Source organism: Sphingobium sp. MP9-4, from assembly GCF_005281675.1.
GTDB lineage: Bacteria > Pseudomonadota > Alphaproteobacteria > Sphingomonadales > Sphingomonadaceae > Sphingobium > Sphingobium yanoikuyae.
This window is the reverse complement of record NZ_LUFI01000044.1, coordinates 30979-44906: the sequence shown is the minus strand read 5'-3', so window position 1 is coordinate 44906 and position 13928 is coordinate 30979. Positions and strand designations below refer to the sequence as shown.

The following is a 13928-nucleotide window of genomic DNA, read 5'->3' as shown; positions in this document are numbered from 1 at the left end:
GGGCGCGCAGGGCGGCAAGCCGCAGGGCGCACCGCCCGCGCCGCCGGCCGGCCCGCCGCAGAAGCGCGCCTCCTACATCACCACGCTGGAAGTGCTGGCGCCCTGACCCGGCCCGCCGGCAATCCCGTCCGGATCGCGATAGCGCCCGACCTGTCGCCCGAGCAATTTGCCGGGCGCCAGCGTCAGGGCGCTATCGTCACTTTGGGCGGGCCGACCATGGGCACCACATGGTCGGCCCGCATCGTCGATCCGCCCGCCGACTGCCAGACCCATGTCGAGGCCGTGCTGGCCGCCGTCATCGGCGAGATGAGCAATTGGGAAGCCGGCTCCGACATCAGCCGCTTCAACCGCAGCCCGATCGGCCAATGGACCCGCCTGCCGCCCGCGATGATGGGCGTGCTGCGCGCGGGCCTGTCCATGGCTCGTCTGTCGAACGGCGCCTTCGACCCGGCGATCGGCGGCATCGTCGCGCGCTGGGGCTTCGGCCCGGCCCTCGCCGGCGGCAGCGCCACCGCCTCGGTCGCGCCCTGGACCTGCATCGAACTCAATGGCGACCGCGCCCGGCGCACCGCCGACGTCGCGCTCGATTTTTCCGGCATTGCCAAGGGCTATGCCGTCGACGCGGTCGCGGCCTGCCTGCGCAGCCTCGGCCTCCCCAACTTCCTGGTGGAGATTGGCGGCGAACTACGCGGCGAAGGGGTGAAACCCGATATCCAGCCCTGGTGGGTCGATGCCGAAGTGCCGCCGGGCCTCGACCTCCCGACGCTGCGGGTCGCGCTCTGCGGCCTTTCCATGGCCAGTTCGGGCGATTATCGCCGCTACCGGATGGAGGGCGATCGCCGCCTGTCGCACAGCATCGATCCCGCGACCGGCACGCCCATTGCGGAGGGCGTGGCTGCCGTCACCGTGCTCCATGCCTCGGCCATGCTGGCCGACGCCTGGGCGACCGCGATCACCGTGCTGGGCGCCGATCGCGGCATGGCCCTCGCCACCCGCCACAACCTCGCCGCCCGCCTCATCCTGCGCACCGAAACCGGCGGCCAGGAATATATGACCCCCACCCTCGCCGCCATGCTGGCCGACTGAGGCCGACTTTGGGCAAGGTGGCGCCCCAGAGGGCGGGAATGGGTGGATTTTAGTCAGTCAGCTTTTGGGGATATGACGGACCTTAGCTGACCTTGCGCCGTAAAAGACCTTTGGGCAACAATCGCCCGATTTCAGTCATACGCTGCGTCTGCGGCAAGCACAGCTAAGTCAGGCATCTCTCCCACACTTACTGATGGTAGGTAAGATGCCGCAGACAGAGCTTCTGGATCTTGTTCTATCCAGTGCGCGAACCCTGCATCCGTCCAAGAGTAGGGGACAATCTGCGCTCGATTAAACAAGAAGATGACGAGCCGTTCCGCTATGGTTTTACCCCACTCGGTCGCATCGTCATCAGATTGGCTTATGATCCATATACCGGTGCTCGACTCGTAACCTGTTCCTTCGCTGGCGTTTATCTTGGCTTCGCGAGGATTTTCGAAACCGAACCGGAAGAGACGCTTAGCGAGCATCAAGGCAAAGTAGCCTGACAACCGCGCCCGTCAACGGCAGTTGCCCACTTATTCGGACTTCGGCTTGTCATCTGAATGAGCGGCGGGTTCCAGGGATGCGGATGATCTGACGGAATGACGAGAAATGGTCGTTAGCCGCCCTACCCACATCCGTCATGCCGGGCTTGACCCGGCATCCCACTTTTCTATGCAACAGATAAAGAAGCGGGACCCCGGCTCAAGGCCGGGGTGACGATGGCAGCTTCTGGTCGCTTCCAATCCGTCCTTAATAGACGTCGCGCTTGTAGCGGCCGGCCTCGGCCAGGTCATTGAGCATCGCCTCGCCCAGGATCGCGATCAGCGCCTCATGGACGCTCTGCGCCATGCCTTCCAGGCTGCCGCAGACCAGGATGGTCGCGCCCTGGCCGATCCGTTCGCGCAGTTCCGCGCCGGCGTCCGCCAGCAGATGCTGGACATAGCGGCCGCAATCCGCATCGCGCGAGAAGCTGCGATCCAGCCGTGCCAGCGTGCCGTCCGCCAGCCAGGTCGACAGTTCCGCATCGAAATAACGCTCATGCGCCCGGCTGCGCTCGCCGAACAGCAGCCAGTGGCCGCCCATCCCGTCATGGGCGGCGGCGCGCAGATGGGCGCGCAGCCCGGCGATGCCGGTGCCATTGCCGATCAGGATCATTGCGCCGCGCGCCACCGGATCGGTGCGGAAGCCCGGATTGGGCCGCACCCGCATCATCGTCGTCTCGCCCGGCGCCATATGCGCGGTCAGCCAGCCCGAGCCGATGCCCAGCCGCCCGTCCCCATCGCGCACCTGCCGCACGACCAGGTCCAGCACGCCATCGGCCATGATCGATGCCGCCGAATATTCGCGCGCCGGCAGCGGGCGCAGCGCCCGCGCCGCCGCCATGGTGAGCGGGGTTCCGGCTTCGGGCAGCATCGCGCGTGCCAGTTCCGCCCGCAACTCCGCCGGCACCGCGATCAAGTCGCCCTCGGGCGCCTGGCTGGCCAGCAGCGCCTCGACCGCCTCGGGCGCGTTGCAGGGGTGCAGTTCCACGATATCGCCCGCCTGCCATTCGGGCACGTCCGTGCCGACCGGCTCGAACTGCAGATGATAGGCGGTGAGCGCCGGACTGTCGGGATTGAGCGCATGGCGCGCCACCAGTCGCCACGGCGTGAACGGGATCACCATCTGGCCCCGATCGCCCTCGCCCGCGCCCAGATCATGCAGCGCATCATGCCAGGCCCGCTCTGCCGCTTCATCTTCATGCCCCATGGCGATCAGCGGGAAGAGCGGCTGCGCGCCCGCCCCCGCCATCCAGCCGTCGACCGCGATGCCGAAGGCACAGAAATCGGGATATTCCCGGTCGCCGATCGCCAGCACGCCATAATGGAGATGACCAAGATCGATCGGGCCGCCGCGCAGCAACCGGCTGGCAAAGCCGCGCGCCATATCCGGCGGCTCGCCCTCGCCATAGGTCGAAACGACGAACAGGATTCGCTGCGCCCCCGCCAGCATATCGCGGGTCAGCCGGCCGACCGGCACCACCTGTGCCCGCACCCCGCCATGGGCCAGCGCCTGCGCCGCATTGCGCGCGCGGATCTCGGCCGTCCCGGTCTGGCTGGCATAGGCGATCAGCAGGTCGCCGCCGCCCATGTCGCCGCCCGCAACCGCCGCGGCATCGCCGGCCAGCGCCCGCGCCGCCTGCTTGCGCTTGCGGCGCGACAGATAGAGCAGGAAGCCGGTCACCGTGAACAGCGGCATGGTGAGGCTGGTCAGCATCATGATGATGCGGCCGGGCAGCCCGAAAAAGGCGCCGCGGTGCAGTTCATAGACGCTCTGGGTGATGATCACGCCCAGCGGCCGGCGATCATAGAGGTCGCGCTTCTCCAGCGCATAGCTGGCCGGATCATAGCTATATTTGTCGATCTGGCGCAGATGGCGCGCCCCTTCGGGCCGGGCGTCGAAGCTGATCGTCTTCATCGGCTGCGACGGCGCCGGCTGGGTGATGCGCACCCAGATATAGTCATTGCCGGTGGCGCGGCGGAAGGCGGTCCAGGCCGGATCGATCGACGGGCGCGGCGCGATCCCCTCGCGCTTTTCCGTCCGCCGCCCTTCTTCGCCCGGCGCCTTGCCGGTCAGGCTGTATATCACCCCCTGCCGATACCAGTCATAGCTCCACCACAGGCCAGTGAGCGCGCTCAGCAGATAGAAGAGCAACACCCAGGTGCCGATCACGACATGCAGCGCGCGCCACAGGTTGCGCCCGGTCTTGCGCAGGTCCAGCACCAGCCAGGCGCGCCAGTCCAGCGCCTGCCGCGGCCAGCGCAGATAGAGGCCGGACAAGGCGAAGAAGATCAGCGAGATCGCGCTGAAGGCGGTGATCTGCCGGCCGATGCCATTGCCGCCGCCCGGCAGCGCCAGCCAGCGATGCAGATCGTCCATCAGGTGGAAAAAGCCTTCGCCCGCCGGCGCACCCAGCCAGGCGCCGGTGGCCCGATCGACCTGCCCCTGCTTGCGGCCGCGCCCTTCGCTCGACGACAGGCGCACGCTGTGCGACCGGTCGCGCGCCATTTCCCAGTCCAGCCGCGCGATATAATAGCCCGGATGGTCGGCCTGCACCCTGGCGATCAACTGGTCGGGCGACAGGTCCGGCCCAGCCGGCACGCCGGGCGCATAGAGGCGCGGCGACAGCGCCTCGCTGATCTCATCCTCGAAGCTCATGGTCGCGCCGGTCACGCCCATCAGCGCCAGCACCAGGCCGGCGGTGATCCCCAGGAACCAGTGGATCTGGAACAATATGCGCTTGGTCACCTAGGCTCCGTTGGCTGTCATCCGAAAGCCCAGCCTATTACGCATCTGCAATATGAATGCAATTGCGACTTAGTTTCAAGCAGACCGGGTCAAGATCCGCCCTAAAGCGCGGTGTAGAGGCAGGTCGCGCCCAGGATGATACCGGGCACATTGGCGACGATGATCGGCCAGTCCTTGTCCTTGTGCAGCCAGCCATAGGCCGCCCACAGACAGGTATTGAGCACGGTCGCCAGCGGCTGGATCACCGATCCCTTGTCCCCGGCAAGGTTCATCCGGATCTGGTCCAGATAGGAACCATACATGAGGATGGCGGTGACGGTCGCGATCCAGCCGACCACCCGCAACGTCCGCTCGTCGAGATGCCGTGCCATCCTGCCCCCATGCCTGTCGTCGGCGGCACTTAGCCACCGACCGCCGCCCGCGCGCAAGACCGCAATTACCCGGAGACGCGCATGGCACCGCCGGGCATGGGGGAGCAGGCAACCTCCCCCCGATGGAGGGAGGCGCCGGGCGTCAGTCCAGGTTGGGGCGCAGATAGCGTTCGGCGGTTTCCAGGTCGATGCCACGGCGCTGGGCATAATCTTCCAGCTGGTCGCGGCCGACGCGGGCGACGCCGAAATATTCCGCCTGCTGGTGGCCGAAATAGAAGCCGCTGACCGCTGCCGTCGGCAACATGGCAAAGCTTTCGGTCAGGGTCGCGCCGGTCGCGTGGTGCGCGTCCAGCATCTCGAACAGGATCGGCTTCAGACTATGTTCCGGGCAGGCCGGATAGCCGGGCGCCGGGCGGATGCCGCGATATTCTTCCTTGATCAGCGCCTCGTTGGTCAGCTGCTCGCCCTCGGCATAGCCCCAGAGCGCAGTGCGGACATAATGGTGCAGCCGCTCGGCGAAGGCTTCAGCGAGACGATCGGCCAAGGCCTTCAGCAGAATATCCGAATAATCGTCGATCGCATTCTTGAAGCGAGCCAGATGCGGCTCGATGCCATGGATCGACACGGCAAAGCCGCCCATCCAGTCGCCATCATGACTGATGAAGTCGGCCAAGCACATGTTCGCCCGGCCTTCGCGCTTGGCGATCTGCTGGCGCAGCATCGGCAGGGTATAGTGCTTCTCGTCCTCGACATGAACGATGATGTCGTCGCCCTGACGACGGCAGGGCCACAAGCCGGCGACGCCGCGCGCGGTCAGCCACTTCTCGTCGATGATCTTGCCCAGCATCTTCTGCGCGTCGGCGAACAGGCTGCGGGCGCTTTCGCCGACAATCTCGTCCTCCAGGATGGCGGGATAATTGCCGGCCAGTTCCCAGGCGCGGAAGAAGGGGGTCCAGTCGATATAGTTGACCAGATCCTTCAGATCCCAGTCGGGGAAGCGGTGGGTGCCGGGCAGCAGCGGGCGCGGCGCCTTCAGGCTCTCGTCCATTTCGAAGGCGTTGGCGCGGGCGTCCTCAAGCGACAGGAGCTGGCTCTGCCCCTTGTTCGCGCGGGCGACGCGGACATGCTCATAATCATCCTTGGTCTTCTGGACGAAATCGGCCTTTTGCGTTTCGGAGACGAGCGCCGTCGCCACGCCCACCGCACGGCTGGCGTCGAGCACATGGACGACCGGGCCGGTGAAGGCGGGGTCGATGCGCAGCGCAGTGTGGACGCGCGAGGTGGTCGCGCCGCCGATCAGCAGCGGCATGGTCATGTTGGCGCGCTGCATTTCGGCCGCCACCGTCACCATCTCGTCGAGCGAAGGGGTGATGAGGCCGGACAAGCCGATCATGTCGGCGTCATTCTCGTTCGCTGCCTTGATGATGTCCTGCCAGGGCACCATCACGCCCATGTCGATCACCTCGAAGCCGTTGCACTGGAGCACGACGCCGACGATATTCTTGCCGATATCATGGACGTCGCCCTTGACGGTCGCCATGATGATCTTGCCCTTGCCCTTGGCGCCGGGTTCCTTGGCCGCCTCGATATAGGGCAGCAGATGGGCCACCGCCTTCTTCATGACGCGGGCGGACTTCACCACCTGGGGAAGGAACATCTTGCCCGCGCCGAACAGGTCGCCGACGACGTTCATGCCGTCCATCAGCGGGCCTTCGATCACCTGGATCGGCTTTTCGGCGGCGAGGCGGCATTCCTCGGTGTCTTCCACCACATACATGTCGATGCCCTTGACCAGCGCATGTTCGAGGCGCTTGGCGACCGGCCAGCCGCGCCATTCCTGCGCGGCCTTTTCCGATGCGGCATCCTTGCCCTTGAAGGATTCGGCGAGCGCGACGAGGCGATCGCCGGCTTCGGGATCGCTGTTCAGCAGCACATCCTCGCACGCCTGGCGCAGCGCCGGGTCGATCGCGTCATAGACGTCCAGCTGCCCCGCATTGACGATCGCCATGTCGAGGCCGGCGGGGATGGCGTGATAGAGGAAGACCGAGTGCATCGCCCGGCGCACCGGTTCGTTACCGCGGAAGGAGAAGGAGAAGTTCGACAGGCCGCCCGAGATATGGACGTGCGGGCAGCGCTTCTTGATCTCGCGGCAGGCTTCGATGAAGTCGACGCCGTAGTTGTTATGCTCCTCGATTCCCGTCGCGACGGCGAAGATATTGGGATCGAAGATGATGTCTTCGGGCGGGAAGCCGATCGTCATCAGTAGCTTGTAGGCGCGCTCGCAAATCTCGACCTTGCGGGCCTGGGTGTCGGCCTGGCCGGTCTCGTCGAAGGCCATGACCACCACGGCCGCGCCATAGGCCATGCAGAGACGGGCGTGATGCAGAAAGGCCTCTTCACCTTCCTTCATGCTGATCGAGTTGACCACCGGCTTGCCGGAAACGCATTTCAGACCCGCTTCGATGACTTCCCATTTGGAACTGTCGATCATCACCGGCACGCGGCTGATGTCCGGTTCCGACGTCATGAGCTTGAGGAAAGTGGTCATTGCCTCGACCGCGTCGAGCAGGCCCTCGTCCATGTTCACATCGACGATCTGCGCGCCATTTTCGACCTGCTCGCGGGCGATGTCGATCGCCGCGGCATAGTCGCCGGCCATGATCAGCTTCTTGAACTTGGCGGAGCCGGTGACGTTGGTGCGCTCGCCGATATTGACGAAGGTGGCGGTGGAGGTCTGCGTGGTCATTCTATCAATCCGTTCGCTTCGAGCCTGTCGAGAAGCGTTGCGCGCCCGGTTCTCGACAAGCTCGAACCGAACGGAGGGTGGTTTTACGCCGCGATATGCATCGGTTCGAGACCCGCGAGGCGCGTCACGACCTGCAGTTCGGGCACCTGGCGCGGCTTGTGGCCGTCCAGCGCCTTCGCCACCGCGCCGATATGGGCGGGCGTGGTGCCACAGCAGCCGCCGACCATGTTGACCAGCCCTTCGTCCACCCACTGACGGATCAGCTTCGCGGTGGTTTCCGGCAGCTCGTCATATTGGCCCAGTTCATTGGGCAGGCCGGCATTGGGATAGGCCAGGATCAGCGTGTCGGCATTCTTCGACAATTCGGCCAGATAGGGCCGCAGCAGGTCCGCACCGAAGGCGCAGTTCACGCCGATGGTCAGCGGCTTCAGGTGCCGCAGCGAATACCAGAAGGCGTTGATCGTGTGGCCCGAGAGATTCCGGCCCGACATGTCGGTGATGGTGAAGCTCAGCATCACCGGCACCGAGCGACCTGCCGCTTCCTCCGCCTCGCGCGCGGCCATGCCGGCGGCCTTGGCGTTGAGTGTATCGAAGCAGGTTTCGATCAGCAGGAAGTCGACGCCGCCGGCGATCAGCGCGTCGCACTGTTCGCGATAATCGGCCTTGAGCGTATCATAATCGACCTCGCGATAGGCGGGATCGTTGACGTCGGGCGAGATGCTGAGCGTCTTGTTGGTCGGGCCGATCGAGCCGCAGACGAAGCGGGGCTTGCCGTCCTTGGCCGTCGCCTTCTCGCAGGCAGCACGGGCGATCTTGGCGGCGGCAACATTGATGTCCCACACCAGATGTTCGCAGCCATAATCGGCCATCGCGATCTTGGTGGAGGAGAAGGTGTTGGTCTCGATCATGTCGGCGCCATTGTCGAGATAGGCGGTATGAATGCCCTCAACGATGTCCGGCCGGGTCAGGCAGAGCAGGTCATTATTGCCCTTCTGGTCCTTGGCCAGGTCCAGAGACCCACGATAATCGGCTTCGGTCAGGCCGTGCTTCTGGATCGACGTGCCATAGCCACCGTCGAAGATCAGGATCTTTTCCGCCGCCAGGGCGCGCAATTTCTGTTCAGCGTTCATCGTCATATCCCCTCGTCCCGTTCGGTTCGAGCTTGTCGAGAACCCTCGCGCAACCGGTTCTCGACAAGCTCGAACCGAACGGAGGGGATGGTTTCAAATCAGGCGTCCACCGTCACCTGCGGGCGCAGGCCCAGCAGGTGGCAGATCGCATAGCTTAGTTCCGCCCGGTTGAGCGTATAGAAATGAAAGTCGCGCACGCCGCCCATATAGAGATTGCGGCACAGTTCCGCCGCCAGCGTGGCGGAGACGAGCTGGCGCGCGGCGGGATGCTGGTCCAGCCCGTCGAACAGGCGGCCCATCCAGGCGGGGACATCGGTGTTGCACATCGCCGACATGCGCTGGACCGCGGCGAAATTGCTGACCGGCATGATGCCGGGAATGACGTCCGCATCGATGCCGGCGGCGGCGACCGTGTCTCGGAAGCGGAAGAAGGTGTCCGCCTCGAAGAAGAATTGGGTGATCGCGCGGGTCGCGCCGGCATCGATCTTGCGCTTCAAATTGTCGATGTCGCTCTGCGCGCTCAGCGCATCGGGATGGGTTTCGGGATAGGCAGCGACCGAAATCTCGAAATCATGGCGCTTGCGCAGCCCCTCGACCAGTTCGGCCGCGCCCTTGTACCCATCGGGGTGCGGCTGGAAGGCGGTGCCGGCCTCCGGCGGATCGCCGCGCAGCGCGACGATATGGCGCACGCCCGCTTCCCAATAGGCGTCGGCCACTTCGTCGATCTCGGCCTTGCTGGCGGCGACGCAGGTCAGATGCGCGGCGGCGGCCAGCGGCGTTTCCTTGGCGATGCGCGCGACCGTATTATGGGTACGCTCGCGGGTGGAGCCGCCCGCGCCATAGGTCACCGACACGAACTTTGGCGCCAGCGGCGTCAGCGTCTCGATCGCCGACCAGAGCTGCTCCTCCATCTTCTCCGTCTTGGGCGGGAAGAATTCGAAGCTCACATTGAGGTCGCCGGCCAGATCCGCATAGAGCGGCCCTTCGGCATCATGGCGGGCGCGGTCAGTCTGGGTCATGCGGAAATCCGTTCTTCGATGGGCAGGATGTCGGCGCCGCGCTGGCGCCCGAGCCACAATTGTACCGTCAGTTCCTGGCCGGGCAGCATGTCCACCCGCTCCAGCTCCAGGCCCGCCTGCGCGAACCAGCCTTCGATCTGCATGTCGGAAAAGCCCAGCCGCGCATGCTGGTCGCGGGTGCGCAGCTCCTCGCGTTCATGGGCGGCGAAATCGACGATCAGCACCCGGCCGCCGGGGCGCAGCACCTGCGCCGCCTGCGCGATCACCTGCTCGGGCGCCTGGGCATAATGCAGCACCTGATGCAGCAGCACCGTGTCGACGCTGGCGGGGTCGATCGGCAGCGCGCTAAAATCGCCGAGCAGCAGCGCATATTTGTCGCCGGCATCCTCGGGCAGCTTGGCGCGGGCCAGCCGCAACATATCGGGGCTGCGATCAAGCGCCGTCACCTGAGCGGCGGCAGGGCCGAACAATTCGATCATCCGCCCGGTGCCGGTGCCAATGTCGAGCAGATGGCCGATCGCCTGCCCGTCCAGCATCGCGCGCATCGCCGCTTCCACATCCGCCTCGGCGACATGAAGCGAACGGATCGCATCCCATTCCTCGGCATGTTCGGCGAAATAGGCTTCGGCGGCGCGCGCACGCTCGGCCCGCACGGCGGCAAGGCGCGCGAGATCCGCGCTCTGCCATGCGGCTTCGGCGGCCGACGGCTGCAACTGGTCGAACAGGGTGATGAAGGGTTGGACCGACGCCTTCTGGCCCAGCCGCAGGAAGACCCAATTGCCCTCCTTGCGCCGTTCGACCAGGCCGGATTCCACCAGGATGCGGATATGGCGCGACACGCGCGGCTGGCTCTGGTCGACCACCTGCGCCACTTCGCCCACGGCCAGTTCCATCGCCCGCAGCAGGTGGACGATGCGCAGCCGCGTCGGGTCTCCAAGAGACCGGAAAATGTCGAGGGCGCCACTCATGAAGCAATCATATAAAGAAATCTTTATATGCGTCAATGGCCGTCCATTGCGGGCACTTCCGACAAAAACCGCGCCTTATCAGGCCCTCCCGCTCAGGAATGGGATTGCCTTGCTTCGCCCAAAGCATTACGAATCAGCGCGCAGGCGCAATGGGGGGTGAGCTTTTCTCCGAGAGTGGTCTGCATCTTTTTTTTCTCTGAGAGGGGTTTGCCCATGTCCAAGTCGATTGCTCTTTCGCTCGTTCTCGCCGCTTCGCTGGGTCTGGCTGCTTGCGGTGGCCACACCGCCGAAAACGCTGCCAACAACGCCGCCAACGCTGCTGAGAACGCTTCGAACGCTGCCGACAACGCCATGAACGCCGCGATGAACGCTGCCGACAACGCTGCGAACGCCGCTTCGAACGCGACCAACAACGTCGCCAACGCGATGTAATTTCCCTTTCGGGAAGAGTTTCTTGGGAAAGGGCCGCACCGGAAACGGGAGCGGCCCTTTTCTTATGCGCGAAAGGATCGGCGAGTGACCAAGCGACCTGCCCTGCTGCTCCTGCTGGCGCTGGGCGCCTGCAATTCCGGCCAGGATGATGGCGTCGGTGGCGTCAGCACGGCCGAAGCCAGCGCGCTCAATGCCGCCGCGGCGCAGTTGGATGCGCGCGCCGGTGCAGCATCACCGCAGGAGGCCGGGCTCAACCCCGCTGCCGTCGTGGCTGCCCGCGCCGACCGGCGACAGGCCGGGGGCAACGCCGCCCGATAGCAAAAAGGCCGCCCCCTTAACGGGGACGGCCCTTCAAAGTCACCAGATGGGGTGACGCTCAGCAGTTGCGATCGATCGCGCGGCCAGCCAGCGCACCGACGCCCGCGCCGATGATGGCGCCCGTGGTGCCGTCGCCCCGGCCATAGCGGCCGCTGCCCCGACCAACCTCGTTACCGAGCAGGCCACCGGCGATCGCACCGATGATGGTGCCGCCCGTGCCATTGTCCCGGCAGCGATAGCCGCCACGATAACCGCGATAATCATTGCGGTAATAATTGCCGCGATAACCGCCGCGATAGCCACGGTCGCCGCGATAATAGTCGCCCCGATAACCGCGATAGCCACGGTCACCGCGATAGCCGCGATCACCCCGGTAATAGTCGCCGCGTTCATAGCCGCGGCCCCAGCCATCGCGCGCCATGGCGGGCGTCGCGGTGACGGCGAGGGAGGCAGCGCCCATGGCGAGCGCAGCACCCAGATTGATCAGATACTTCATCTTCATGGCGTTGCTCCTCAGATTGCCATTTCCGCGGTGAACCGGACGAGCCGATCACCAGGATTGATGCCCTTATGACTGATTCGCGTTGAGTGGAGCCTGAATGGCGGTGACAGCCACCGTTCAGCTGCCAACGCTTCGCCACTCCCCTGCTGCGTCCCGCCGACATTTCCCCTATGGCAGAGCGCGATGCGTCGAATCCTGATCGTTCTCGCTCTTGCGATCCTGCTGCTGCCTGCTCCGCCGTCCACCAAGCCCGCCGCCGTGCGACCGGGCACCTTGCTGGTGACGGCGCGCGCCGTGCCGCTCGACAGCAGCGATCCCGATCGCCGCCGGGTCGGCACACTCACCTATCTGGGCGGCTGGCAGCTTGGCAGCGACAATCCGGGCTTTGGCAGCATATCCTCGCTGCTGGTCGACGGGCCGGGCCAGATATTGGCGCTGAGCGATGCCGGCGTGCTGATGGGCTTCCATGTCGGCCCCGGCCGCCCCAGCCGCCGGCCCTTCATCGCGCCGCTGCCGGTGCGGGCGCAGGATAGGGAGCGGCCCTGGTGGTCCTGGGATTCGGAATCCATGACCCATGATCCGGCCAGCGATCGTTATTGGGTCGGGTTCGAGCTGCTCCAGGCGATCTGCCGCTATTCGCCCGGCTTCGCGCGGGTGGAGGCGTGCCGGACCTGGCCCGAAATCGTCGCCTGGCCCAAGACCGGATCGATCGAATCCTTCACCCGCTTGCCCGATGGCCGCTTCATCGCGATCGGCGAGATGGGCATGACCGCCGACGGCCATCATGACACATTGCTCTGGTCGGGCGATCCGGCCGAACATGACACGGCCGATCCGATCCATCTCCATTATGTCGCGCCGCAGGGCTATCGTCCGACCGACATGGTCGCGCTGGACGATCGCCATCTGCTGGTGCTGAACCGGCGCCTGACCCTGCAGGAACTGTTCACCGCGACGATCGCGATGATCGAGCTGCCTGAGAATCCCGCACAGAACACGGAACTGCGCGCCCGGACGCTGGCGCGGCTGGCGCCACCGCTGCTGGCCGACAATTTCGAAGGACTGGCGCTCAGCCGGGAACAGGGCCGGACGATCCTGTGGATCGCCTCCGACGACAATCACGAATTCTTCCAGCGCACCTTGCTGCTGAAATTCCGATTGGATTGATCAGGGTCGCGGCGCAACACCAGCCCGCCCCCCCCCACCCGGCCTCCCATTCCAGGATATGCTGTTGGGAGGCCGGGTGGGGGTGCGGGCTGGTGCGGCGCATTCCCTGCTCAGCAGGGAATATCAGAAAACGCAAAAAAGCGGCCTGTTGCCAGGCCGCTTCTTATGCCGAAACGAATCGAAGCGAATCAGGCGGCTGCGGCAGCCTGCTTCTTAACGATGTCGCGCTTCAGGCGACGGGCCTTCAGCGACAGCTTGTCGTCGCTGGTCTTGACCAGCCAGTTGTCGAGGCCGCCATTATGCTCGACCGAGCGCAGACCATGGGTCGACACGCGCAGCTTGACGGTGGTTTCCAGCGTTTCGGAGATCAGCGACACGTTCTGCAGGTTCGGCAGGAACACGCGCTTGGTCTTGTTGTTGGCGTGGGAAACATTGTGACCCACCTGGCGACCCTTACCGGTCAGCTCGCAAATGCGCGACATAGTCAATCAACCTTTGAAATTCGGGTTCGTTCGGAAAGCGGCGCCGATAGCGGGATTCCCGCTCGCCGTCAACCTTCCGCTCGGTTCGTGGCACTATCGCAACCATTTCACCGGGCCCCGCGTTCATCCCCCCGTTCAATAGAGGAGAGTGCCATGCGTTTCATCGGCGGATTGCTGCTGATCGCGCTTATCGTCATCGGCGCCGGGATAGCAACCGGATTCATCGACCTGCAGAAGACTCAGGAAGGTCGCCTGCCCGAAGTGCAGGTAAAACAGGGCGCCCTGCCCAAATATGAGGCGAGCGTCGCCAAGGTCGAAGTGGGCAGCCGCAACGAAACGGTCGAGGTTCCGACCGTCGACGTGAAGAAGCCCTGAGTCGATTCGCGGGTTTTTGATGCGCCTCCCGGCGCATGGACGGCACCAGCCCGCACCCC

General features: G+C 65.1%; 14 protein-coding genes. 5 read left to right on the top strand and 9 right to left on the bottom strand.

Features of this window, described 5'->3' with window-relative positions; translation table 11 throughout:
• Positions 1-216: 216 nt before the first annotated feature.
• Positions 217-1086: an FAD:protein FMN transferase gene (locus A0U87_RS15015; protein WP_048938356.1), complete on the top strand. Its 870-nt coding sequence runs from the start codon at positions 217-219 to the stop codon at positions 1084-1086.
• Between the two features lie 131 nt (positions 1087-1217).
• Here the strand turns inward: A0U87_RS15015 and A0U87_RS15010 are convergent, their stop codons facing one another.
• The 7 genes from A0U87_RS15010 to A0U87_RS14980 all read right to left on the bottom strand — a co-directional run bounded on the left by A0U87_RS15010 (position 1218) and on the right by A0U87_RS14980 (position 10593).
• Positions 1218-1559, bottom strand: coding sequence for a hypothetical protein (locus A0U87_RS15010; protein WP_137405662.1), 342 nt, complete (start codon positions 1557-1559; stop codon positions 1218-1220).
• Positions 1560-1821: 262 nt separating this feature from the next.
• Positions 1822-4359: a sulfite reductase flavoprotein subunit alpha gene (locus A0U87_RS15005; protein WP_137405661.1), complete on the bottom strand. Its 2538-nt coding sequence runs from the start codon at positions 4357-4359 to the stop codon at positions 1822-1824.
• 101 nt (positions 4360-4460) lie between these two features.
• On the bottom strand, positions 4461-4730 hold the full coding sequence (locus tag A0U87_RS15000) for a SemiSWEET family transporter (RefSeq protein ID WP_004210495.1): 270 nt from the start codon (positions 4728-4730) through the stop codon (positions 4461-4463).
• Between the two features lie 142 nt (positions 4731-4872).
• On the bottom strand, positions 4873-7476 hold the full coding sequence (metH, locus tag A0U87_RS14995) for a methionine synthase (RefSeq protein ID WP_048938358.1): 2604 nt from the start codon (positions 7474-7476) through the stop codon (positions 4873-4875).
• Positions 7477-7559: 83 nt separating this feature from the next.
• A complete protein-coding gene (locus tag A0U87_RS14990) occupies positions 7560-8606 on the bottom strand; it encodes a homocysteine S-methyltransferase family protein (protein WP_048938359.1) in 1047 nt (348 codons plus the stop codon).
• A gap of 98 nt (positions 8607-8704) precedes the next feature.
• A complete protein-coding gene (gene metF, locus A0U87_RS14985) occupies positions 8705-9625 on the bottom strand; it encodes a methylenetetrahydrofolate reductase (protein ID WP_037516237.1) in 921 nt (306 codons plus the stop codon).
• Entirely contained in the window at positions 9622-10593 is a 972-nt protein-coding gene (locus A0U87_RS14980; RefSeq protein ID WP_048938360.1) for a metalloregulator ArsR/SmtB family transcription factor, read from the bottom strand. The genes metF and A0U87_RS14980 overlap by 4 nt, the downstream gene beginning before the upstream one ends.
• 213 nt (positions 10594-10806) lie before the next feature.
• Here A0U87_RS14980 and A0U87_RS14975 point away from each other — a divergent pair, with 213 nt between their 5' ends.
• A complete protein-coding gene (locus tag A0U87_RS14975) occupies positions 10807-11025 on the top strand; it encodes a hypothetical protein (RefSeq protein ID WP_004210488.1) in 219 nt (72 codons plus the stop codon).
• A gap of 84 nt (positions 11026-11109) precedes the next feature.
• Entirely contained in the window at positions 11110-11343 is a 234-nt protein-coding gene (locus A0U87_RS14970; protein ID WP_048938361.1) for a hypothetical protein, read from the top strand.
• A gap of 58 nt (positions 11344-11401) precedes the next feature.
• On the opposite strand, the gene A0U87_RS14965 is transcribed toward A0U87_RS14970, so the two are convergent.
• A complete protein-coding gene (locus tag A0U87_RS14965) occupies positions 11402-11845 on the bottom strand; it encodes a glycine zipper 2TM domain-containing protein (protein WP_010336747.1) in 444 nt (147 codons plus the stop codon).
• Positions 11846-12028: 183 nt separating this feature from the next.
• Between A0U87_RS14965 and A0U87_RS14960 the strand changes: the two genes are divergently transcribed.
• Positions 12029-13012 (top strand): esterase-like activity of phytase family protein, encoded by a 984-nt coding sequence (locus A0U87_RS14960; RefSeq protein WP_048938362.1) that lies wholly within the window; start codon positions 12029-12031, stop codon positions 13010-13012.
• A gap of 188 nt (positions 13013-13200) precedes the next feature.
• Here the strand turns inward: A0U87_RS14960 and rpmB are convergent, their stop codons facing one another.
• Positions 13201-13494: a 50S ribosomal protein L28 gene (gene rpmB, locus A0U87_RS14955; protein ID WP_004210484.1), complete on the bottom strand. Its 294-nt coding sequence runs from the start codon at positions 13492-13494 to the stop codon at positions 13201-13203.
• 153 nt (positions 13495-13647) lie between these two features.
• Between rpmB and A0U87_RS14950 the strand changes: the two genes are divergently transcribed.
• Complete coding sequence (locus tag A0U87_RS14950; protein ID WP_048938363.1) at positions 13648-13869, top strand: hypothetical protein; 222 nt, start codon at positions 13648-13650, stop codon at positions 13867-13869.
• Positions 13870-13928: the final 59 nt, after the last annotated feature.